Here is a 20,978-nt window from a genome sequence, read left to right as displayed (position 1 = left end):
CCGGCCCTCCCCCGGTTGGCTGGCGCCATGATGAAGATCGAGCGGCTCCGTCCCGAGCTGCACCTGCTGCTGCCGGACTTCGGCCAGGTCTACCTGTGGGACGACGAGGGCGAGCTGACCCTCGTCGACACCGGCATCGCCACCTCCGCCGCCGCCATCGCGACCGCCCTCCGCGACCTCGGCCGCCGCACCGAGGACGTCAAGCGGGTGGTGCTCACGCACTTCCACGAGGACCACGCAGGAGGGGCGGCCGAGATCAGCGGATGGGGCGAGGTCACCGTGCTGGCCCACCGGCTGGAGGCGCCGGTGATCCGCGGCGAGCGGCCCGCGCCCCAGCCGCGGTTCACCGATCAGGAACGACTCCTCCACCAGGAGCTGGGCGCTCACCTGCTGCCTCCCGCGCCCGCCTGCTGGGTGGACCGCGAGCTGGAGGACGGCGACGTGATCGACTTCGGCGGCGGCGCGCGAGTGATCCACACCCCGGGGCACACCGACGGCAGCATCGCCGTCCACCTGCCCGGCCCGGGGGTGCTGTTCACCGGCGACACGGTCGCGCACGTCGACGGGCGGGTCATGCCGGGCGTGTTCAACCTCGACCGCGACGAGATGCTGCGTTCCTTCCGCAGGCTCGCCGCGCTCGACGCCCGGCTCGCCTGCGTCGGCCACGGCGCGCCCGTCACGGACGCCCGGGCCGCCCTCGCCGCAGTGCTCTGACGGGATCAGCTCCAGAGTGCGGGGGCCTGCGCCGGCACCTCGTCCTTGACCTCGGGGTGGTCGATGACCTCGCCGCGCAACGGCAGCAGGACCGTCACCTGGCGGCCCCATTCGGTGTAGGTCGTGTCCGACTGGACCCGCACCGAGCCCTTGTCGTAGGGCAGCTCGCCCGTCACCGACACGCGCTCCACCCGGCCGCCGGCGCTGAGGCTCAGCGCGTAGGAGATCTTGCCGGGACGGCTCTTCATCCACTGCTCGCCGTACCGGGCGACGAACGAGGCCGACGCCTTGGCCAGCTCGTGCGGCTTGATCGTGCCCTTCACCACGCCGCCGCTCCAGGACGCGCGGTGGTCCATGAGCGCCTTGAGCGTGGCGGGCTCGAAGACGTCGAGCAGCAGGTTGCCGGACGGGACGTCGGTGCCGCCGTAACGCACCCAGCTCGTCCCCTCGGGCAGGGCGTCCTGGACCACCGCGCCGGAGACGTAGCTGACGCGGCCGGAGGAGAGCACCCGGACCGGCGAGTGCTGCAGCGCCTCGGTCTCGCGCGGGCTCACCTTCGTCATCTTGGCGAGCAGGCTCTTGCTGTAGCTCAGGTTCTGGCTCGTGTCGGCCGCCCGCGCGCCGCGCGCGTCGAACTCGACGGTCCCGTCGAGCGTCGAGGAGATGTACTCGCCCGCCGAGTACGTCACCCTCGCCATGGCCCGTACGTTGACGCCCTTGCCCCGCGCCAGCTCGGACTTGAGCACCTTCACCGGATCGATCTTCTGCGCCGCCTGCGCGGGCGCGGCGACGGCGAGCTGCAGCGCACCGGCGACCACGGCGACACCGACGATGGTTCGCTTCATGGGTTGATGGTTTCCTTGAGGGGGATTTTCCGGGAACGCGAACAATCTGGTGCATGCAAGATCATCAGTCAAGTCGGTTCACAGCATGGTTATGCAGCTCGCCGGCCCTCAGCTCAGACGGGCGCGCAGCAGGCAGAACTCGTTGCCCTCGGGGTCGGCCAGGACGTGCCAGGACTCCTCGCCGGTCTGGCCGACGTCGGCCGGGCGCGCACCGAGGCTCAGCAGGCGTTCGAGCTCGGCGTCCTGGTCGCGGTCGGTGGCGTTGACGTCGAAGTGCATCCGCAGCACGCCGGTCTTGGGCTCGGTGGTGGGGCTGAAGATCAGGGTCGGCTGCAGCCCGCCGAACCCTTCCCGTGGACCGATCTCCACCGAGCCGTCGTCCTCGGTGTCGAGCACCACGAAATCCAGCACCTGACACCAGAACGCCGCCAGCCCGTTCGCGTCCTGACAAGGGATGATCAGTTCGGATATACGACTTGCCATGATCGGCATCCTACGCACGAGACGCCCCCGGCGAAGACCGCTTCGCCGGGGGCGTCTCGTGCCGGAGAGGGCTCAGCCCTTGAGCCAGCTCATCATCGGACGGAGCTTGGCGCCCGTCTTCTCGATGGCGTCCTCGGCCAGCTCGTCGCGGTACTGCTGGAACTTCTTCTGCCCGCTGTCGAACTCATCGACCAGCTCGCGCGCGAACGACCCGTCCTGGATCTCACCGAGGATGCGGCGCATCTCTTCCCGGGTCTTGTCGTTGACGACGCGCGGCCCGCGGGTGTAGCCGCCGTACTCGGCGGTGTCGGAGACCGACCAGTACATCTTGGAGATGCCGCCCTCGTACATGAGGTCGACGATGAGCTTCATCTCGTGCAGGCACTCGAAGTAGGCGACCTCGGGCTGGTAGCCCGCCTCGATGAGGGTGTCGAAGCCCGCCTTGATGAGCTCGGACACGCCGCCGCAGAGCACGGCCTGCTCGCCGAACAGGTCGGTCTCCGTCTCCTCCTTGAACGTGGTGCGCAGCGCGCCGGCGCGGGTGCCGCCGATGCCCTTGGCGTACGACAGCGCCAGGTCCAGCGCCTTGCCGGAGGCGTCCTTCTCGACGGCGACGAGGCAGGGCACGCCGCGGCCGGCCTCGAACTGGCGGCGCACCAGGTGGCCCGGGCCCTTGGGGGCGACCATGCAGACGTCGACGCCCTCGGGGGCCTCGATGAGGCCGTAGCGGATGTTGAGGCCGTGGCCGAAGAAGAGGGCGTCGCCCTCGACCAGGTTGGGGGCCACGTGCTGGGCGTAGAGGTCGCGCTGGACGTGGTCCGGCGCGAGGATCATCGTGAGGTTGGCCTCCTCGACGGCCTCGGCCGGGGTGACGACGCGCAGGCCGTCGTTCTCCGCCTTCTCGCGGCTCTTGGAGCCCTCGGGCAGGCCGACGCGCACGTCGACGCCGGAGTCACGCAGGGAGAGCGCGTGGGCGTGGCCCTGGCTGCCGTACCCCAGCACGGCCACGTGGCGTCCCTGGATGATCGACAGGTCGGCCTGGTCGTCGTAGTAGATCTCGGTCACTTGCTTAGAACCTTTCAGGCGAAATTCAGGCGGTACGGTCCAGTGCCCTGAGGGACCGGTCGGTGATGGAACGGGCACCGCGGCCGACGGCCACCATGCCCGACTGGACGAGTTCTTTGATCCCGAACGGCTCAAGGACCTTCACGAAGGCGTCGAGCTTGTCGGGAGTGCCGGTGACCTCGATCGTCACCGCGTCGGCGGCCACGTCCACGCAGCGGGCACGGAAGAGCTGGACGAGCTCCAGCACGTGCGAGCGGCTCTCGGCGTCGGCCTTGACCTTGATGAGCGTCAGCTCGCGCTGCACGGACTGCGACGGGTCCAGCTCGACGATCTTGAGCACGTTGACGAGCTTGTTGAGCTGCTTGGTCACCTGTTCGAGCGGCAGCTCCTCGACGCTCACGACGATGGTCATGCGTGAGATGTCGTTGTGCTCGGTGGGCCCGACGGCCAGCGAGTCGATGTTGAAGCCGCGCCGGCTGAACAACGCGGACACGCGTGCCAGCACGCCCGGCTTGTTCTCGACGAGCACGGACAGCGTGTGCCTACTCATCTTCGTTCTCCCACTTCGGCGCCATGTCCCGGGCGATCTTGATGTCGTCGTTGCTGGTGCCCGCAGCGACCATGGGCCAGACCATCGCGTCCTGGTGGACGACGAAGTCGATCACGACGGGCACGTCGTTGATCTCCATGGCCTTCTTGATCACGGCGTCGACGTCCTCGGGACGCTCGCACCTGAGACCAACACAACCATAGGCGTCCGCCAGCTTGACGAAGTCCGGGATACGGCGCGTCGCCTGCAGGTCGGTGTTGGAGTAACGCTGGTCGTAGAAGAGCGTCTGCCACTGGCGGACCATGCCGAGGTTGCCGTTGTTGATGACGGCGACCTTGATCGGCACACCTTCCAGGGCGCAGGTGGCGAGCTCCTGGTTGGTCATCTGGAAGCAGCCGTCGCCGTCGATGGCCCAGACCGTGCTCTCCGGGCGGCCCATCTTGGCGCCCATCGCGGCCGGGACGGCGAAGCCCATCGTGCCGGCGCCGCCGGAGTTGATGAACGTGCCGGGGTTCTCGTAGTCGATGAACTGCGAGGCCCACATCTGGTGCTGGCCGACGCCGGCCACGTAGTAGGCGTCCGGCCCGACGATCGCGCTCAGCCGCTCCATGACGTACTGCGGGGCCAGGGAGCCGTCCTCGAACTGCTCGTAACCCAGCGGGTAGGTCGTCTTGTAGCCGTTGAGCTGCCGCCACCACTCGTCGTAGTCGCCCTTCTGCCCACCGGCCTGGACGGCGGCGATGAGGTCGGTGAGGACCTCCTTGCAGTCGCCGACGATCGGCACGTCGGCGTGGCGGTTCTTGGAGATCTCGGCCGGATCGATGTCGGCGTGCACGATCTTCGCGTACGGGGCGAACGTCGACAGGTCACCGGTCACCCGGTCGTCGAACCGCACGCCCAGCCCGATGATCAGATCGGACTGCTGCAGCGCGCCCACGGCCGCGACGCTGCCGTGCATGCCGGGCATGCCCATGTGCTGCGGGTGGCCGTCGGGGAACGTGCCGCGGGCCATCAGGGTGGTGACGACAGGGATGTTCGTCAGCTCGGCGAGCTGCAGCAACTCGGTCGAGGCGTGCGCCTTGTGGACGCCGCCGCCGACGTAGAGGACCGGCCGCCGCGACTCGGCGATCAGCTTGGCCGCCTCACGGATCTGCTTGGAGTGCGGCCGCGTCACCGGGCGGTAGCCGGGCAACTGCATGACCGGCGGCCACGAGAACGTGGTCTCGGCCTGCAACGCGTCCTTGGAGATGTCGACGAGCACCGGCCCCGGCCGCCCGGTCGAGGCGATGTGGAACGCCTCCATGATCGTACGGGCGATGTCACCGGGATCGGTCACCAGGAAGTTGTGCTTGGTGATCGGCATGGTGATGCCGGAGATGTCGGCCTCCTGGAAGGCGTCCGTGCCGATCATCGGCGAGGCCACCTGCCCCGTGATCGCCACGATCGGCACGGAGTCCATGAACGCGTCGGCGATCGGCGTCACCAGGTTCGTCGCGCCGGGGCCACTGGTCGCCATGCACACCCCGACCTTGCCGGTGGCCTGCGCGTAACCTTCGGCCGCGTGCCCGGCGCCCTGCTCGTGCCGTACAAGCACGTGCCGCACCTTGACCGAGTCGTAGAGGGGATCGTAGGCGGGCAGGATGGCGCCGCCGGGGATCCCGAACACGGTGTCGACCCCCACGTGCTCCAGCGCCCTGACCAGGGCCTGTGCACCTGTCATGCGTTCGGTCATCGGCTCGTTCCTTGCGTGGCTACTCGCTTAGGACATAAAAAATGCCCCTTCCCACCTGGGACGGCGGGACTGGGGCGGCGCGCAGGTCGTCGTGCTTCGCTATCGGCCTGCGCGCCGGCGAAGTACTACGAGAATCTCACTGCGAAGCATGTCGTCCACGATATCCGCTCCGAGAGCCCTGGTGTCAACTTGGTGGACACAAGTCTCAAACAGTGAGACTTGTCCGCATCAGCGAGTCGACCCCCCGCGCCGCCATCGGGCGGGCCACGAGGAAGCCCTGACCTCGCGTGCAGCCCATCTCGCGGAGGAGTTCGAGCTGCTCGGGACGTTCGATGCCCTCCGCCACCACGATGAGCCCGAGATCGTGGCCGAGCCGCACGATCGTACGGGTGAGCAGCGTCAGCGTGTCGTCCCTGCCGAGCCCCGCCACGAACGACGGATCGATCTTGATCATGTCGACGGGGAGCTGCCGCAGGAAGGCCAGCGAGGCGTAGCCGGTGCCGAAGTCGTCGATGGCCAGCCGCACGCCGAGCGCGCGTAGCTCCGACAGCCGCTTGATCGTCTCCTCGGCGTCCTCGACCAGCATCTCCTCGATGACCTCCAGGGTCAGCGCGGAGGCGGGCAGCCCGCTCTCGGCCAGTGCCTCCTCGACGGTCTCGACGAAGCGCGGCGCGGTGATCTGGCGGGCCGACAGGTTGAGCGACAGGCCGATGTCCCAGGAGGAGGCCCGCCAGGCGGCCACCTCGCGGCACGCCTCGCGCAGGATCCACTCGCCGAGCGGCACGATCAGGCCGGTGTCCTCGGCCGGGCCGAGGAACCGCTCGGGCGGCACGAACACCGACCCGCGCCACCAGCGCACCAGCGCCTCCACGGCGGTGACGCGCGAGGTGGCGAGGTCCACGACCGGTTGGTACTCGATGGCGAACTGGTGCTCGATGAGCGCCCGCTGCAGGTCGGCGGCGAGCTCCAGGCGCCGTACGACGTCGGCGTGCATCTGCGCCGCGAACACCTCCACGCGCCGCCCGCCCAGCTCCTTCGAGCGGGCCATGGCCACGTCGGCGTTGCGGATGAGGTCACCGGCGGGGATGTCGTCCTCGGCGAAGGCCACGCCCACGCTCGCGGTGAGCGCCACGTCGCGGTCGGCGACCCGGAACGGCTCCTGCGACACCGCGCGGACGAGCCGCTCGGCCAGGTCGACCGCCACCTGCGCGTCGCCGCCGGTCTCCACCAGCACCGCGAACTCGTCGCCGCCCCACCGCGCGAGCGTGTCGTCGGCGCGTACGGCCCCGCGCAGCCGCCGGGCCGCCTGCCCGAGCAGGTAGTCGCCGCTGGCGTGGCCGACCGAGTCGTTGACCGAGGTGAACCCGTCGAGATCGAGGAAGATCACCGCGACGTTGCCCACCGTGCGGCCGGAGAGCACCTCGCGGGTGCGCTCCTCGAAGTAGGCGCGGTTGGGCAGGCCCGTGACGCCGTCGTGGAAGGTCAGGTGGGCGACCTGGTTGCGCAGGGCCTCCTCGTCGCTGACGTCCCTGGTGGTGACCAGCATCAGCTCGTCGCCGCCGACATGGCGGGTGGCGACGGACTCGGTGGGCCGCCAGGTGCCGTCGGCGGCGCGTACCCGGCAGGCGATGAGGCAGGCGCCGGCGACGGCGTTCTCCTCGTCGAGGCCCATGGCGCGCAGCGCGGCCTGGATGCCGGGGACGTCCTCGGGGTGGATGTAGTCGAAGATCGAGCCGCCGACCACCTCGTCGGGCGCGTAGCCGTAGGTGACCTCGACGCCCGCGCCGATCTCGCGCACCACGCCCTCGTAGTCGCACAGGAACACCACGTCGCCGGTGCTCTCGGCCAGTTCCCTGAGCTGCCGCTCGCCGAGCCTGACCAGGCCGCGCAGGCGTACGTTGACCGCCGAGACCACGACCAGCCGGACCAGCAGGAGCAGCACGACGCTGACCGCGACCACCACGATGCCGGTCACCGGCCGTCCGGCGTTGCCGCCGGCCACGTGGACCAGCAGCGTGCAGGCGGCCACGGCGACGAGGCCCAGCGGGACCATCGCCACGAGGCTCTTCGTCATGGGCCCGCCGCCGTGGCCGGACCACTGGATCCAGGGCACGGCGGCCAGCAGCAGGAACACCACCGGGGCCGGCAGCACCGCCCAGGCGGACGGCGCGCCGTCGTCGAGGCGGGCCACGGCGACGGCGAGGCCCGCCACGTTCATGGCGACGAGCGCGCCGGCCCCGGCCAGGCTCAGCGTCCACGACCGCGCCCTGCTCATCGCCACCGACGGGAGCACCGCGCAGGTCACCAGCAGGCCCATCATGGGCGGCAGCATGACCAGGGTGAACGTCGGCGGGTCGGCGGTGGCGTCGTAGACGTGGCGGAGCTGCACCACCCATCCGACGAGGAAGATCGAGGCCGCGCACAGGTAGGCGTCGGTGATGTGCCGTAACACCGACCTGGCCGGCAGCTTGCGGTCGGCGGCGAACAGCGCGCCACCCGCGGTGACCACAGTGCCGAGCAGGAGGAACAGGTCGGCGAAGCCGGCGACGAAGCCTCCGTCGACCGGGCGCAGCGCCAGTCCGGCGCCCCAGATGACGGCGCCGCCGCCCATCCAGCGGGCGCCCATCGCGGTGGGGCGGTGCCCGCCCGACCGCAGCGAGGCCACCACCAGGGAGGCGGCGGCCGCGAGCGCGGCGATCCCTCCGATGACCGCTCCGGCGACAAGGACCTGATCGTCGTTCAGGAACGCGGCGGCGAGCACCACCACTCCTGCCGCGATCACGGCGGTCAGCGGCGCACGCGGATCACGCCAGCGGATCACAGTCGTTGCCCATCCCGTCTCGAACTCGGCGTCTCGCGACCGCCGAAGCCCGGCGATCACCTCGCCAGTGTGTGCGGTCCCGGACGCCCGGGTGGTGACAACGCCGATGTCGTCACCGATCTGATAACCACACGGACCAATTGCCGCCAAGAGATCCTTGACAGCGAGTCAGGAGTTCCCTGCAAACGTAACGGTACGCACCCCAGGTCACGGACCAGCCACGTTCCGGAATCCTCTCAGTACGCGTCCCGTCAGTAGGACGCGGTGATGACGTTGTCGAGGTCCTCGCCCGCGCGGTAACGCCCGAGCTGGGCCCTGATCAGCCGCAGCATCCGCCGCTCCGAGGCGGGGGTGCTGCCCGCCACGTGCGGGGTGATGAACACGCCCGGCGCGCTCCACAGGGGGTGTCCCTCGGGCAGCGGCTCGGGCGCGGTCACGTCCAGCGCGGCGCGCACCCTGCCCGTACGCAGCTCCGCGACCAGGGCGTCGGTGTCGACGACGCTGCCGCGGGCGGCGTTGACCAGCACGGCGCCGTCACGCATCCGGCCGAGGAAGGCGGCGTCCACCATGCCGGCGGTGTCCGGCGTGGACGGGACGAGCAGCACCACCACGTCCGCCCGGGGGAGCAGGGCGGGCAGTTCGGCCATGCCGTGCACGCCCTCGCGGGCTGTGCGCGCCACCCGTACGACCTCGACCTCGAAGCCCTCCAGCCGGCGTTCGAGCGCCGCGCCGATGGAGCCGTAACCGACGATCAGGACGGTGGAGTCGGCCAGCACGCCGGTGTGGTGGTAGGTCCACTCGCCGCGGCGCTGGGCGTCGGCGAACCCGGGGAACTCCCGCAGCACCGCGATCATCGCGCCGACCGCCCATTCGGCGGTGCCGGCGTCGTGCACGCCGCGCGCGTTGCAGAGCAGCGTGCCCGCCGGCATGTGCGGCCGGTACGGCTCCACGCCCGCGGTGACGGTCTGCACCAGCCGCAACGAGGTCATCTTGGCCAGCGTGCCGGGCACGTCGGGCACCGGGATGAGCGGCGGGACCCAGACCTCCACCTCCTCGATCCCCTCCGGCATAGGGGTCGAGGAGTTGTAGACGGCACATTCCACGCCCGGGAGGTCGGACAGGACTTCGGCTACCGATGCGGACGGAACCCAGGTCTTCATGCCGAGAACCTTACGGCGCGAGGGTAAGTATGGAACACATGAGGAAGCTCTGGACGCTCGTGCTCCTGACCGCGCTGACCGCCTGCTCCCCCGGCGCTCCCGAGGCCGGTTCCCCGGAGGGCCCGGCGACCCCGCAGGCCGCCGCCACCCCGGCGGCCTCGGTCACCGCCGCCGTCAGCCCCGGCACGCCCAAGGACGTCGCCACGGGCCTCGCCGTGCCCTGGAGCATCGCGTTCCTGCCGGACGGCGGCGCGCTGGTGACCGAGCGGGACACCGCCCGGCTGCTCCGGATCAGTGCGTCCGGGCAGGTCAGCGAGGTGGCCAAGATCGCCGAAGCGCGCCCCGACGGCGAGGGCGGCCTGATGGGCGTGGCGGTCAAGGACGACCGGGTCTTCCTCTACTACACCGCCGAGCGGGACAACCGCGTCGTCAGCTATGCCTTCGACGGCAACCGGCTGGGCGCGGCGAAGGTCATCGTCGAGGGCATCCCGAAGGGCGGCATCCACAACGGCGGCCGCCTCGCCTTCGGCCCCGACGGCTACCTCTACGCCACCACCGGCGAGACCGGCGACCGTCCCCTGGCCCAGGACCGCGGCTCGCTCGCCGGCAAGATCCTGCGCATGACCGCCGAGGGCGCACCCGCCCCTGGCAACCCGTTCGGCACGCTCGTCTACAGCTACGGCCACCGCAACGTCCAGGGCCTCGCCTGGGACCAGGAGGGCCGCCTGTACGCCAGCGAGTTCGGCCAGAACACCTGGGACGAGGTCAACCTCGTCAAGCCGGGCGGCAACTACGGCTGGCCCGAGGTCGAGGGGCGCGGCGACGACCCCCGCTACGTGAACCCGATCGTCACCTGGCCCACCTCCGAGGCCTCGCCGTCCGGCATGGCCTACGCCGGAGGCTCGCTGTGGGTGGGCGCGCTGCGCGGCGAGCGGCTGTGGCAGGTCCCGCTGGCGGCCGACGGCACGGCAGGCGAGCCGGTCGCCCGCTTCGAGGGCCGCTACGGCCGCCTGCGCGCCGTCACCGCCACGCCGGACGGCTCCGCGCTCTGGGTCGGCACCAGCAACAAGGACGGCCGCGGCTCGCCGCGCGCCGGCGACGACCGCGTGATCTCCGTCCCGATCTCCTGACCCGCTACTGGCCGCTGCCCGCGCAGGTGATCTGCGCCTGCGGCCGGTACTCGGTGGTCAGCTTCGGATCCCGCTTGACGACCTTGCCGCCCTGGTGGAAGACCCGGGTGACGTCGACGGTGAAGCCCTCCTGCCCGAGGGTGGGCAGGCAGCCGGGCTCGGAGCTGACCTCCCTGCGGAAGGCGACGACGTCCCGCCGCTCCGACGTGACCGCCTCGATCTTGTCGTAGCGCTTGGTGCTCCAGAGCGTCACCGTCACGGAGGTGTCCGTGGAGGCGGTCTTCACCAGCACCCCGAACTCGGAGTCGTTGCGCCACTTGAGGTCGGTCTCCGGGTAGAGCAGCGCGACGTCGCGGCCGGCCGGGTAGCGCGGCGCGTAGTAGTCCATGGGCTGGTGCTCGACGTCCTCGAAGCCGCCGAAGAAGGCCGCGTTGTACATGGTCGTGGCGAACTGCGAGACGCCGCCGCCGACGAGACTCACCATGCGCCCGCCGACGATCTGCCCGGCCATGACGTAGCCGTCCTCGGCGGTCCGCTCGCCGACGACCTCGTTGATCGAGAACGTCTCCCCCGGCTTCACCACATGGCCGTCGAGCTGCTCCGCCATGCGCCTGATGTTGGTGACGCGCGTCTGGCAGCACTCGAAGGACGTGGTGAAGGTGGCCACCTGCTCCTTGATGCCGAGGCCGCGGATCTGCTGGGTGGTGACGGCCGGCTCGACCGTGCCCAGCCGTACGGGGACGACGCGGGCGCCGCCGGCGTCGAAGACCTTCTCCGCGTCCCTGGCGAGCAGCTTGTCGTTGACGCCCCTGCCGGTGCGCGAGGGCACCAGGACCGGCGCGTCGTTCACGATCTGGTACGTCGCGTCACGCGGCTGCTGGGCGGCGTCGACCAGGGTGCTCTCCAGCCCGGCGAGCGCCGCCTTGGCGTCGAACTGGGCCACCAGCGTGCCGTCGCCGTCCGGCACGTACGCCAGGTTGGCCGCGATCATCGCCGGCGTGACCTGCGCCTGCCTGCCGTCCGCGGTGAGCGTCAGCGGCGCGGACACGGCCTGGCGCGCCTTGGTCACGGCCGCCTCCACCGCCTCGGGGGTGGTGACGGGCTTGGCGGGCAGCAGATTGAGTACGACGTTGCCGCCGCCGCGCAGGAAGGTGTCGCCGATGCGGCGTACGGCGTCCTCGCGGTCGAGCACCACGCCGTCGGCGGGCCGGCGGGCCTTGGGCTCCAGCCCGGCGAACGTGACCCGCCCTTCGACGGCGGGCTTGTCCACGGCCTCGGCCAGGCCGTCCACGGTCCTGGCGAGCTGGGAGGAGTCGATGTTGATCTTCGGCTGGAGCTCGGTGGTGCCGGTCAGGCCCCGCCAGACCTCCAGGGGGCTGGGGAACCCGCTGGGCGCCTGGCCGATGGTGCCGACCACGTCCAGCTCCAGCCCGGCCTCGTCGGCCTGGACGGTGTCCTTCTTGTCGCCGATCTCGACCCTGACCGGCCTGCTGAGCTTGGCGCCCAGCTCGTCGCGGAGCTTGTCGGCCGCCTGTGTGACGGTCAGGCCGCCGATGTCCACCCCCGCCACGCGGGTGCCGCGTAACACCGAGCCGGACATGAAGACGGCGGGCACCACGTACGCCAGGGCGGCGAGCACCACCACGAGCAGCACGAGGCCGGGCAGCAGGCGGCGGCGCCGGGGCGGTTCGGGGTCGCCGCCGAAGGAGGGCCGCTCGCCGGGCCCGGACCCGAACACGGGCGGGGGCGCAGGCTCCTTCTCCTTCATCGGCCAGGGCTGGGCCGGCGGCGTCACGGGCGGCAGCGCGCCGGCCGTGGGACCGCCCGGCGCGCCGGGGCCCTGCGCCGACCGGGTGTCCTGGCGGTCCGGCGGGCCGAAGATGTCCCGGGAGACGCCCGGCGGCAGTCCTTCGATGCGCGGCTTCCTGGAGACGCTCGACGAGGGCAGGGGCACCGAGGCGAACGGGTCGGTCGGTGATTCGATCGGTCCGGCGTTCGCCACGCCTCAATCTCCTCCCGTTCCGCAGCCAAGTCTCAGGCAACAGTAAGGCACGACGATCCGCATATGTCACGGGAAATGGATACGGAAGTGTGTCAACCTAGCCACCGGTAGCGGTGCTCCGGCCGGCCGGCGGTGCCGTACCGTGGCCGCGACTCCGCCCGGCCCACCGTGCTCAGGTGGTCGAGGTAGCGGCGGGCGCTCACCCGCGACAGGCCCGTGAGCTCGGCGGTCTCGGCTGCGGACAGGTCCCGGCCCGCCTCCCTGAGCGTGTCCGCGACCAGCGCGCAGGTGGCCGCCGACAACCCCTTCGGCAGGGGCGCGGTGGCGGCGGGCGCGCCGAAGAGCCGGTCCACGTCGTCCTGGCGGACCTCGGCGCCGATGGCGGTCAGGCGGCGGCGGGTGTCGGCGTAGTGCCGGAGGCGTTCGGCCAGGGCCGCGGCGGTGAACGGCTTGATCAGATAGTTCATCGCGCCGCCGCGCATGGCCTCCTGGACCGTGGGCACGTCGCGGGCGGCGCTGATCATGAGGACGTCCACGTCGTGGAGCGCCTTCAGCACCTCCAGTCCCGACATGTCGGGCAGGTAGATGTCGAGCAGCACGAGGTCGGGCCGCGACTCGGCCGCCGCGGCGAGGGCGCCGGCCCCCGTGTGGGCCGTGGACACCACCTGGAAGCCGGGCACGCGGGCGACGTAGCCGCCGTGAATGCGGGCCACCATGAAGTCGTCGTCCACGATCAGGACCCGTACGTCGTTCATCGCGCTCGCGCTCCCAGTGCGGCCCCCAAGGCGGCCGTCGTGAGGGAGGGCAGGAAGGCGGTGAAGACCGCGCCGCCCGCGTTGCCCACGCGCACCCAGCCGCCCCTGCGCAGGCACGCCTGCCGGGTCAGGGCCAGGCCGAGACCGCGCGGCCCCGAGTGGGCGGCCTTGGTGGTGAAACCCTCCCGGAACACCTCCTCGACCAGGTCGGGGGCGATGCCGGGGCCGGAGTCGCCGACCCGTACGCGCAGGCCGCCCGCGTCGGAGCGGACCGAGACCTCGATCGTGCCCGGCGCGCCGTCGAGCGCGTCGATCGCGTTGGCCACCAGGTTGCCGACGACGAGGACGGCGTCCTGCGGATCGCCGAGCGTGCCCTCGGGCACCCGGGAGTCCTCCGCCAGCACGAGCGTCGCGCCGCGCTCGGCGGCCTCGGCGGACTTGGCCAGCAGCAGCGCGGCCAGCGTCGGGTCCTGGACGCGTTCGCGCAGGTCGCTGGCGTACGTGCCGCGCGTCGTCCGGGTGATGAAGCCGATCGCGGCCTCGTGCTCGCCCAGCTCCAGCAGCCCGACGACGGTGTGCATGCGGTTGGCGAACTCGTGGGCCTGCGCGCGCAGCGCGTCGGTGGCGCTGCTGGCGTCGTCCAGCTCGCGGGCCAGGCGGATCAGCTCGGTGCGGTCCCTGAGGGTGACGACCCAGCCGAGGTGGCGGCCGCGTACCGACACGGGGGTGCGGTTGAGCACCAGCACCCGCTCGCCGTGCAGCACGACGCGGTCCTCGCCGGGGTCGGCGCCGCCGAGCACGTCGCGCAGGCGCTCCGAGACCGGCAGCCTGGTCAGGTCCTCGCCCTCGGCGACCGCGCCGAGCAGGTCGCGGGCGGCGTCGTTGACCAGCGTCACGCGGCCGTCGAGGTCGAGCGCGAGCACGCCCTCCTTGACGCCGTGCAGCACGCCCTCGCGCTGCTCCAGCAGCGCCGCGATCTCCCTCGGCTCCAGGCCGAAGGTCTGCCTGCGCACCCGCGCGGTGACGAGCGCGGCCAGCGCCAGCCCGGCCAGCATGACCGCGAGCGCGGTCCACACCAGCGGCGGCAGCGCGCCGCCGAGCTGGTTCATGACCGTGGTCTCCAGGACGCCGACGGACACCAGGCCGATGACGGCGCCGTACTCGTCGCGGATCGGGGTCTTGCCGCGAACCGTGGTGCCGAGCGTGCCGGTCTCCGTGCCGACCCAGCTCCGGCCGGTACGGAGCACCACCGTGCCGTCGGTGGACAGCCGCTTGCCGATGAGCGAGGCGTTGGGGTGGGCGTAGCGGCGCTGCTGGGCGTCGGCGATGACGACGTAGTCGGCGCCGGTCTCCTGCTGGACGCCCAGCGCGAGCGGCTGCAGCACGCTCTCCGGATCCGGCCGCCTGAACGCGTCGCGGACCTGCGGGAGCGCGGCCACCGACTGGGCGATGGCGAGCGCCCGCTGCTGGTGCAGCGCGTCGAGCTGCTCGCGGGTGTGCCCCGCCCACACCGCAGCGGTGCCGCCGGCGGCCATCAGCACGATCACCATCTGGAGCACGAAGAGCTGGGTGCCCAGCGGGGCCTCACGCACCCGTTTCGCGAGCCACATACGCCTTCACCCAGGTCACGACCAATACGACCACTATGACGGCAAGCATGCAAAGCCTCGACGCGGATCGGAAGGGGATTCACCATCCCAGTTTCATAACCGTGAACTCTCTTTCCTGGAGTCGATCATGCGTCTGCGCATATTCGCCGCACTCGCGGCATTCTCCCTCGCCGCACTCAGCGGCTGCGGCGGGCAGGGCGGCGGGACCAGCGCCTCGGGCACGCTGCGGATCATGGCCCCGGCCGCGCCCGGCGGCGGCTGGGACCAGACCTCCCGGACCGCCGAGCAGGCGTTCAAGAGCGCCGCGCCGGACCGCAAGGTCGAGGTGTACAACGTGCCGGGCGCGGGCGGCACGATCGGCCTGGCACAGCTCGCCGGCGAGAAGGGCAACGGCAACCTGCTCATGACGATGGGCCTGGTCATGGTGGGCGCCATCGAACAGAACAAGTCGAAGGTCACCCTGGCGGAGACCACGCCGATCGCGAAGCTGACCGAGGAGTACGAGATCGTCGTGGTCCCGGCCTCCTCGCCGCACAAGACGCTGGCCGACCTGGTGGCGGCGTGGAAGGCCGACCCGGCGAAGGTGTCGATCTCCGGCGGCTCGGCGGGCGGCACCGACCACATCGTGGCCGGGCTCATGGCCAAGGCCGCGGGCGTGGACCCCAAGCAGGTCAACTACATCGCGCACTCCGGCGGCGGCGAGGCGCTGAACGAGCTCCTCGGCGGCAAGGTCACCGCGGGCGTCTCGGGCGTCGCCGAGTTCGCCGAGCACGTCAAGTCGGGCAAGCTGCGCGCCCTCGGCGTCACCTCCGGCGAGCGCCTGCCCGACCTGGACGCGCCCACGCTCAAGGAGGGCGGCCTGGACGTGGAGCTGGCCAACTGGCGCGGCTTCGTCGCCCCCGCCGGCCTGTCCGAGGCCGACCGGACCGCGCTGACCGACCTGGTCACCAAGATGCACGACGCGCAGCCGTGGAAGGACGCCGTGGCCAAGAACGGCTGGATCGACTCCTTCCAGACCGGTCAGCAGTTCGCCGACTTCCTGAACGCCGAGCAGACCCGGGTCAAGGGCATCATCGCCGAGATGGGGCTCGTGTCCTGATGACCCGCCTGCGTTCCTGGTGGCGGCCCGAGCTCGGGCTCGCGCTCGTGGTGCTCGGGCTGGGGGTCTTCGTCATCGCCGGGACGCTCGACGTCTCGGCGGCGGCCTCCCGGCTCGGCCCCGGGCCACGGTTCTTCCCCGTGCTGGTCGGCGGGGCCATGGTGGTCATCGGCCTGTTCTACGTGCTCGACGTGCTGCGCGGCGGGCACGGCGACCCCGAGGAGAGCGAGGACGTGGACGCCGCCGCCCCCACGGACCTCCGCGGCATGCTGCTGGTGAGCGGGATCTTCCTGGCCTTCGCGGCGCTGCTCGACCTGCTCGGCTGGATCATCGGCGCGAGCCTGCTGTTCTTCGGGCTGTCGGTGGCGCTCGGGGCCGAGCACAAGGCGCGGGCGGCCGTGGTCGCCGTGGTCATGGGCGTGCTCACGTACGTGCTGTTCGTCAAGGGGCTCGGCGTGCGGCTGCCGGACGGGCCGCTCGCGGGGGTGATGTGAGATGACCTCCCTGGAGCTGCTGCTGGACGGCTTCGCCGCCGCGCTCACCCCCGTCAACCTCATGTACGCGCTGATCGGCGTCACCCTCGGCACCCTGGTCGGCGTGCTGCCCGGCATCGGGCCGGCGATGACGGTGGCGCTGCTGCTGCCGGTCACGTTCACGGTGCCGCCGACCGCCGCGTTCATCATGTTCGCCGGCATCTACTACGGCGGCATGTACGGCGGCTCGACCACGTCCATCCTGCTCAACACGCCCGGCGAGTCCTCCTCAATGATCACCGCGCTGGAGGGCAACAAGATGGCCCGGCGCGGGCGGGCGGCGCAGGCCCTCGCCACGGCGGCCATCGGCTCGTTCGTGGCCGGGACCATCGCCACCGCGCTGCTGGTCGTGGCGGCCCCGGCGGTCGTGGCGTTCGCGATCGCGTTCGGGCCCGAGGACTACTTCGCGCTGGCCGTCCTCGCGTTCACCGCGGTGTCGTCGGTGCTGTCGCGCTCGGTCGTGCGCGGCCTCGCCTCGCTCGGCCTCGGCCTGGTCATCGGGCTGATCGGCATCGACCAGCAGACCGGGCAGGCGCGGCTCACGCTCGGCGTCCCGCAGCTCCTCGACGGCATCGACGTGGTGATCGTCGCGGTCGGCCTGTTCGCGCTCGGCGAGGCCCTGTACGTGTCCTCGCGGCTGCGCCACTCCCCGCCCTCCGTGGTGCCCGTCGGCCGGGCGTGGATGGGGCGCGCGGACTGGCGGCGCTCCTGGGCGCCGTGGCTGCGCGGCACGGCGCTGGGGTTCCCGTTCGGGGCGCTGCCGGGCGGCGGGGCCGAGATCCCGACGTTCCTGTCGTACGCGGCCGAACGCCGCCTGGCCCGCGGCGTGGCCCGCGAGGAGTACGGCAAGGGCGCCATCGAGGGCGTCGCCGGGCCGGAGGCGGCCAACAACGCCTCCGCCGCCGGCACCCTGGTGCCGCTGCTCACGCTGGGCCTGCCCACCTCCGCGACCGCCGCGATCATGCTGGCCGCCTTCCAGCAGTACGGCCTGCAGCCCGGCCCCCAGCTCTTCGACCACAACCCGGCGCTGGTCTGGGCCATGATCGCCTCGCTGTTCATCGGCAACGCGATGCTACTGGTGCTCAACCTGCCGCTGGCCCCGGTGTGGGCGCGGGTGCTGCGGGTGCCCAGGCCGTACCTGTACTCCGGGATCGTGCTGTTCGCCGCCCTCGGCGTGTACGCGCTGAACGGCACCGTCGTGGACCTGTTCGTGCTGTACGTCCTCGGCCTGCTCGGCTACGCCATGCGCCGTTTCGGCCTGCCGATCGCCCCCGCGGTGATCGGCATGATCCTGGGGCCGATGGCGGAGATCCAGCTCCGCCGGGCGCTGGCGATCGGCGCGGGCGACGTCAGCGTGCTGGTGCGCAGCCCCGTCGCGGCGGCGCTGCTGGCGCTGGCGGCGCTGGCGCTGCTGACGCCGCTCGCGAGGCGGTTGGCGGCCCGGCGGCGCGCGGCCTCCTACGCGGGGCCTGCCGCCGAAGACTGACCGGCCGGCGCCCCGGCGACCTGGGTCTGGCCGGCCCCGCCGTCCCCGGGCGTTCGGGTGGCCTCGCGGCCGCCGAACGCCCTGGGGGCGACGGCCAGCCCCGCCACCGCCATCACCAGCGTCGCCGCGAACACCACCCAGTACTCCCGCCCCGCCGACAGGAACAGCGCCCCCGTGACCGCCACCGACACCACCGAGAACACCGACTCCCCCACCTGCAGCGCCGAGCTGTTCTCCCCCTGCTCGCCAGGCGCCGACAGCTCCAGCGTGAGCACCGACAGCGTCGGATAGATCAGCCCGATCCCGAACCCGGTGACGATCCACGCCGGGTACGCCACCGCCAGCGGCACCGACGGGATCGTGACCGCCCCCATGACCACGATGCCCAGCGCGATCATCGCCGAGCCGAGCCGCAGGTTGGTCCGCTGCCCGAAGACCTCCCGCCCCTGCAGCCACGACGCGAACGACCAGCTCAGCGCGCCACCGGTGAGCACCAGCCCGGCCGCCGTCGTGGACAGCTCGCGCTCCTCGCGCAGCATGAGCGGCACCATGACCTCGGCCGCGAAGAACGCCCCGGCGGCCAGCCCGCGCAGCCCGACCACGGACGGCAGCCCGCGGGCCGCTCGCAGCGTCCCGGCCGGCAGCAGCCTGGGCAGCGCCACGGCCAGCACCACGAGCCCGGCGACGAGCAGGGGCAGCCGGCCGTCCGTGCTGCCGTACTGCATGAGCGCGGCCCCGACGGCGGTCACCGCCGCCCACGCGATCTTCGCCGGCAGGCCGGGGGCGGGCGCCCGCTGCCCGCCGCTCACCGGCTGCCCCGCCAGCCCGCGCAGCAGCAGCAACCCGGCCGCCACGGTCAGGAACGGCACCAGCAGGAACACCGACCGCCAGCCCAGCGTGTCGGTCAGCACGCCCACGATCGCCGGGCCCACCATCGACGGCACCACCCACGCCGTCGCGAACAACGAGAAGATCCGCGGATGCAACTCCTCGGGATAGACCCGGGCCACCAGCACGTACAGCGCCACGCTGACCAGCGCCCCGCCGAACCCCTGGACGAAGCGGCCCGCGATCAGCACCTCCATGCTCGGCGCGAGACCCGCCAAGGCCAGCCCGGCCGCGAACCCGGCCACACCCGTCCACAGCGGCGCCTTCGGCCCGCGCAGGTCGGCCCACCGGCCGCCGAGCACCGTGCCGACCACGCTCGCCGCCATCGCGCCGCTGAAGGCCAGCCCGTACAGCTCCAGCCCGCCCAGCTCCTCGGCCACGACCGGCATCGCGATCGCGACCGCCATGTACTCGAAGGCCACCAGTGACATCAGCGCCACCAGGCCGGCCGTCAACGCTCTCCTCGTCATGCCGCAGAACCTACGGCCTGGCCGCGCGCCGCACCTCCGGCGGGGGTGCCGGTCCCGCCTCGGCAATCGGACCTAGGACCGGCCCTCAGCACGTACGAGGGCCCCGCCGCCGAAGCGACGAGGCCCCTGACCGCGCGTCCGGACGGTTACTCGGACACGCCCAGCTTCTCCAGGATGAGCTGACGGGCGCGGGCGGCGTCCGCCTTGCCCTTGCTGGCCCGCATGACGCCGCCGACCAGCGCGCCGGCGGCGGCGATCTTTCCTGAGCGCACCTTGTCGGCCGCGTCGGCGTTGTCGGCCAGCACCTGGTCGATGATCGCCGACAGCTCGCCCTCGTCGTTGACGATCTTCAGCCCGCGCGCCTCGACGACCTTGTCAGGGTCGCCCTCGCCGCCGAGCACGCCCTCCAGCACCTCGCGCGCCAGCTTGTCGTTGAGCGCGCCGGAGGCCACCAGCTCGGTCACCCGCGCGACCTGCGCCGGCGTGATGGCCAGCTCGGCCAGCGGCACGCCGGTCTCGTTGGCGCGGCGGGCCAGCTCGCCCATCCACCACTTGCGCGCGTCGGCCGCCGGCGCGCCGGCCGCCACCGTCGCCTCGACCAAGTCGAACGCGTCGGCGTTGTGCATGGCCTGCATGTCGAGGTCGGACAGCCCCCACTCGGCCTGCAGCCGCTTGCGCCGCACCGACGGCAGCTCGGGCAGCGCCGCCTTCAGCTCGGCCACCCACGCGGGGTCGGGCGCGATCGGCACCAGGTCGGGCTCGGGGAAGTAGCGGTAGTCCTGCGCCTCCTCCTTGGAGCGCCCGGACGTGGTGGTGCCGGTGTCCTCGTGGAAGTGCCGCGTCTCCTGGACGATCGTGCCGCCGGCGGCGAGGACGGCGGCCTGCCGCTCGATCTCGCTGCGCACGGCCCGCTCGACGCTGCGCAGCGAGTTGACGTTCTTGGTCTCGGTGCGGGTGCCCCACTCCGACGCGCCGCGCGGCATCAGCGAGACGTTGACGTCGCAGCGCAGCGAGCCCTCCTCCATCCGCACGTCGGAGACGCCGAGCGAGCGCATGATCTCGCGCAGCTCGGTGACGTACGCGCGGGCGACGTCGGGCGCGAGCCGGTCGGTGCCGGGGATGGGCTTGGTGACGATCTCGACCAGCGGGATGCCCGCCCGGTTGTAGTCGACGATCGAGTGGTCGGCCCCGTGGATGCGCCCGGTCGCACCGCCCACGTGGGTGGACTTGCCGGTGTCCTCCTCCAGGTGCACCCGCTCGATGCCGATGCGCACGGTCTCCCCGCCGACCTCGACGTCGAGGTAGCCGTCGAAGCAGAGCGGCTCGTCGTACTGGGAGATCTGGTAGTTCTTCGGCATGTCCGGATAGAAGTAGTTCTTCCGGGCGAAGCGGCACCACTCGGCGATCGAGCAGTTGAGCGCCAGGCCGATGCGGATCGTCGACTCGATCGCCATGGCGTTGGCCACCGGCAGCGCGCCGGGCAGCGCCAGGCAGGTCGGGCAGACCTGCGTGTTGGGCGGAGCGCCGAAGGTGGTCTTGCAGCCGCAGAACATCTTCGACCTGGTGCCCAGCTCGACGTGCGTCTCCAGCCCGAGCACCGGCTCGAACCGCTCCAGCGCTTCGTCGTACGGCATG

The 20,978-nt window shown here is 71.8% G+C and carries 17 protein-coding genes; 5 read left to right on the top strand and 12 right to left on the bottom strand.

The genetic code is table 11. The features are described 5' to 3' along the window. The first annotated feature begins 27 nt into the window (after window positions 1-27). Window positions 28-714 (top strand): MBL fold metallo-hydrolase, encoded by a 687-nt coding sequence (locus SMD20_RS37930; protein WP_329590510.1) that lies wholly within the window; start codon window positions 28-30, stop codon window positions 712-714. Window positions 715-719: 5 nt separating this feature from the next. Here SMD20_RS37930 and SMD20_RS37925 read toward each other — a convergent pair whose 3' ends face one another. The 7 genes from SMD20_RS37925 to SMD20_RS37895 all read right to left on the bottom strand — a co-directional run bounded on the left by SMD20_RS37925 (window position 720) and on the right by SMD20_RS37895 (window position 9,370). Next, a complete protein-coding gene (locus SMD20_RS37925) occupies window positions 720-1,559 on the bottom strand; it encodes a hypothetical protein (RefSeq protein ID WP_329590508.1) in 840 nt (279 codons plus the stop codon). Between the two features lie 108 nt (window positions 1,560-1,667). Further along, entirely contained in the window at window positions 1,668-2,042 is a 375-nt protein-coding gene (locus SMD20_RS37920) for a VOC family protein (protein ID WP_329590506.1), read from the bottom strand. 72 nt (window positions 2,043-2,114) lie between these two features. Continuing rightward, window positions 2,115-3,098 (bottom strand): ketol-acid reductoisomerase, encoded by a 984-nt coding sequence (ilvC, locus tag SMD20_RS37915; RefSeq protein ID WP_329592814.1) that lies wholly within the window; start codon window positions 3,096-3,098, stop codon window positions 2,115-2,117. A 34-nt stretch (window positions 3,099-3,132) separates the two neighbouring features. Then, window positions 3,133-3,657 (bottom strand): acetolactate synthase small subunit, encoded by a 525-nt coding sequence (gene ilvN / locus SMD20_RS37910; protein WP_329590504.1) that lies wholly within the window; start codon window positions 3,655-3,657, stop codon window positions 3,133-3,135. Next, window positions 3,650-5,389, bottom strand: a complete 1,740-nt coding sequence (locus SMD20_RS37905; protein WP_329590502.1) for an acetolactate synthase large subunit — start codon at window positions 5,387-5,389, stop codon at window positions 3,650-3,652. Before SMD20_RS37905 ends, ilvN begins: the two co-directional genes overlap by 8 nt. 205 nt (window positions 5,390-5,594) lie before the next feature. After that, the gene (locus SMD20_RS37900) at window positions 5,595-8,210 is read right to left on the bottom strand and encodes a putative bifunctional diguanylate cyclase/phosphodiesterase (RefSeq protein WP_329590500.1); all 2,616 of its coding nucleotides are present in this window, start codon (window positions 8,208-8,210) and stop codon (window positions 5,595-5,597) included. 251 nt (window positions 8,211-8,461) lie between these two features. Next, window positions 8,462-9,370 (bottom strand): 2-hydroxyacid dehydrogenase, encoded by a 909-nt coding sequence (locus SMD20_RS37895; RefSeq protein ID WP_329590498.1) that lies wholly within the window; start codon window positions 9,368-9,370, stop codon window positions 8,462-8,464. Between the two features lie 38 nt (window positions 9,371-9,408). On the opposite strand from SMD20_RS37895, the gene SMD20_RS37890 reads away from it, so the two are divergent. Beyond that, window positions 9,409-10,500 (top strand): PQQ-dependent sugar dehydrogenase, encoded by a 1,092-nt coding sequence (locus SMD20_RS37890; protein ID WP_329590496.1) that lies wholly within the window; start codon window positions 9,409-9,411, stop codon window positions 10,498-10,500. 4 nt (window positions 10,501-10,504) lie between these two features. Here SMD20_RS37890 and SMD20_RS37885 read toward each other — a convergent pair whose 3' ends face one another. From SMD20_RS37885 to SMD20_RS37875, 3 genes are all read right to left on the bottom strand, one after another. After that, the gene (locus SMD20_RS37885) at window positions 10,505-12,502 is read right to left on the bottom strand and encodes a VanW family protein (RefSeq protein WP_329590495.1); all 1,998 of its coding nucleotides are present in this window, start codon (window positions 12,500-12,502) and stop codon (window positions 10,505-10,507) included. 92 nt (window positions 12,503-12,594) lie between these two features. Further along, entirely contained in the window at window positions 12,595-13,257 is a 663-nt protein-coding gene (locus SMD20_RS37880; RefSeq protein WP_329590493.1) for a response regulator, read from the bottom strand. Then, window positions 13,254-14,867: a sensor histidine kinase gene (locus tag SMD20_RS37875; RefSeq protein WP_329590490.1), complete on the bottom strand. Its 1,614-nt coding sequence runs from the start codon at window positions 14,865-14,867 to the stop codon at window positions 13,254-13,256. The genes SMD20_RS37880 and SMD20_RS37875 overlap by 4 nt, the downstream gene beginning before the upstream one ends. A gap of 127 nt (window positions 14,868-14,994) precedes the next feature. On the opposite strand from SMD20_RS37875, the gene SMD20_RS37870 reads away from it, so the two are divergent. From SMD20_RS37870 to SMD20_RS37860, 3 genes are read left to right on the top strand one after another with little or no spacing between them, the layout of a single operon-like run. Beyond that, the gene (locus tag SMD20_RS37870) at window positions 14,995-15,966 is read left to right on the top strand and encodes a tripartite tricarboxylate transporter substrate binding protein (RefSeq protein WP_329590487.1); all 972 of its coding nucleotides are present in this window, start codon (window positions 14,995-14,997) and stop codon (window positions 15,964-15,966) included. After that, window positions 15,966-16,460 carry a tripartite tricarboxylate transporter TctB family protein gene (locus tag SMD20_RS37865; protein ID WP_329590485.1) on the top strand — a complete coding sequence of 165 codons (495 nt, stop codon included), beginning with the start codon at window positions 15,966-15,968 and terminating at the stop codon, window positions 16,458-16,460. The genes SMD20_RS37870 and SMD20_RS37865 overlap by 1 nt, the downstream gene beginning before the upstream one ends. 1 nt (window position 16,461) lies before the next feature. Then, the gene (locus SMD20_RS37860; protein ID WP_329590483.1) at window positions 16,462-17,985 is read left to right on the top strand and encodes a tripartite tricarboxylate transporter permease; all 1,524 of its coding nucleotides are present in this window, start codon (window positions 16,462-16,464) and stop codon (window positions 17,983-17,985) included. On the opposite strand, the gene SMD20_RS37855 is transcribed toward SMD20_RS37860, so the two are convergent. Next, window positions 17,958-19,343 (bottom strand): MFS transporter, encoded by a 1,386-nt coding sequence (locus SMD20_RS37855; RefSeq protein WP_329590481.1) that lies wholly within the window; start codon window positions 19,341-19,343, stop codon window positions 17,958-17,960. The two genes, SMD20_RS37860 and SMD20_RS37855, sit on opposite strands and share 28 nt — an antisense overlap. A 146-nt stretch (window positions 19,344-19,489) precedes the next feature. Then, window positions 19,490-20,977, bottom strand: a complete 1,488-nt coding sequence (gene gatB / locus SMD20_RS37850; protein ID WP_329592812.1) for an Asp-tRNA(Asn)/Glu-tRNA(Gln) amidotransferase subunit GatB — start codon at window positions 20,975-20,977, stop codon at window positions 19,490-19,492. Window position 20,978 lies beyond the last annotated feature (1 nt).

The sequence above is a fragment of the Nonomuraea sp. LP-02 genome (genome assembly GCF_036289125.1).
GTDB lineage: Bacteria > Actinomycetota > Actinomycetes > Streptosporangiales > Streptosporangiaceae > Nonomuraea > Nonomuraea bangladeshensis.
Note: the sequence above shows the minus strand (reverse complement) of the source record. Positions and strands in the feature narration are given on the sequence as shown.

What these genes read in the sequence shown, in the direction of transcription:
- SMD20_RS37930 (WP_329590510.1), top strand. Translation starts at nt 28, where the DNA reads ATGATGAAGATCGAGCGGCTCCGTCCCGAGCTGCACCTGCTGCTGCCG.
- SMD20_RS37925 (WP_329590508.1), bottom strand. Translation starts at nt 1,559, where the DNA reads ATGAAGCGAACCATCGTCGGTGTCGCCGTGGTCGCCGGTGCGCTGCAG.
- SMD20_RS37920 (WP_329590506.1), bottom strand. Translation starts at nt 2,042, where the DNA reads ATGGCAAGTCGTATATCCGAACTGATCATCCCTTGTCAGGACGCGAAC.
- ilvN (WP_329590504.1), bottom strand. Translation starts at nt 3,657, where the DNA reads ATGAGTAGGCACACGCTGTCCGTGCTCGTCGAGAACAAGCCGGGCGTG.
- SMD20_RS37905 (WP_329590502.1), bottom strand. Translation starts at nt 5,389, where the DNA reads ATGACCGAACGCATGACAGGTGCACAGGCCCTGGTCAGGGCGCTGGAG.
- SMD20_RS37895 (WP_329590498.1), bottom strand. Translation starts at nt 9,370, where the DNA reads ATGAAGACCTGGGTTCCGTCCGCATCGGTAGCCGAAGTCCTGTCCGAC.
- SMD20_RS37890 (WP_329590496.1), top strand. Translation starts at nt 9,409, where the DNA reads ATGAGGAAGCTCTGGACGCTCGTGCTCCTGACCGCGCTGACCGCCTGC.
- SMD20_RS37880 (WP_329590493.1), bottom strand. Translation starts at nt 13,257, where the DNA reads ATGAACGACGTACGGGTCCTGATCGTGGACGACGACTTCATGGTGGCC.
- SMD20_RS37875 (WP_329590490.1), bottom strand. Translation starts at nt 14,867, where the DNA reads ATGTGGCTCGCGAAACGGGTGCGTGAGGCCCCGCTGGGCACCCAGCTC.
- SMD20_RS37870 (WP_329590487.1), top strand. Translation starts at nt 14,995, where the DNA reads ATGCGTCTGCGCATATTCGCCGCACTCGCGGCATTCTCCCTCGCCGCA.
- SMD20_RS37865 (WP_329590485.1), top strand. Translation starts at nt 15,966, where the DNA reads ATGACCCGCCTGCGTTCCTGGTGGCGGCCCGAGCTCGGGCTCGCGCTC.
- SMD20_RS37860 (WP_329590483.1), top strand. Translation starts at nt 16,462, where the DNA reads ATGACCTCCCTGGAGCTGCTGCTGGACGGCTTCGCCGCCGCGCTCACC.
- SMD20_RS37855 (WP_329590481.1), bottom strand. Translation starts at nt 19,343, where the DNA reads ATGACGAGGAGAGCGTTGACGGCCGGCCTGGTGGCGCTGATGTCACTG.
- gatB (WP_329592812.1), bottom strand. Translation starts at nt 20,977, where the DNA reads ATGCCGTACGACGAAGCGCTGGAGCGGTTCGAGCCGGTGCTCGGGCTG.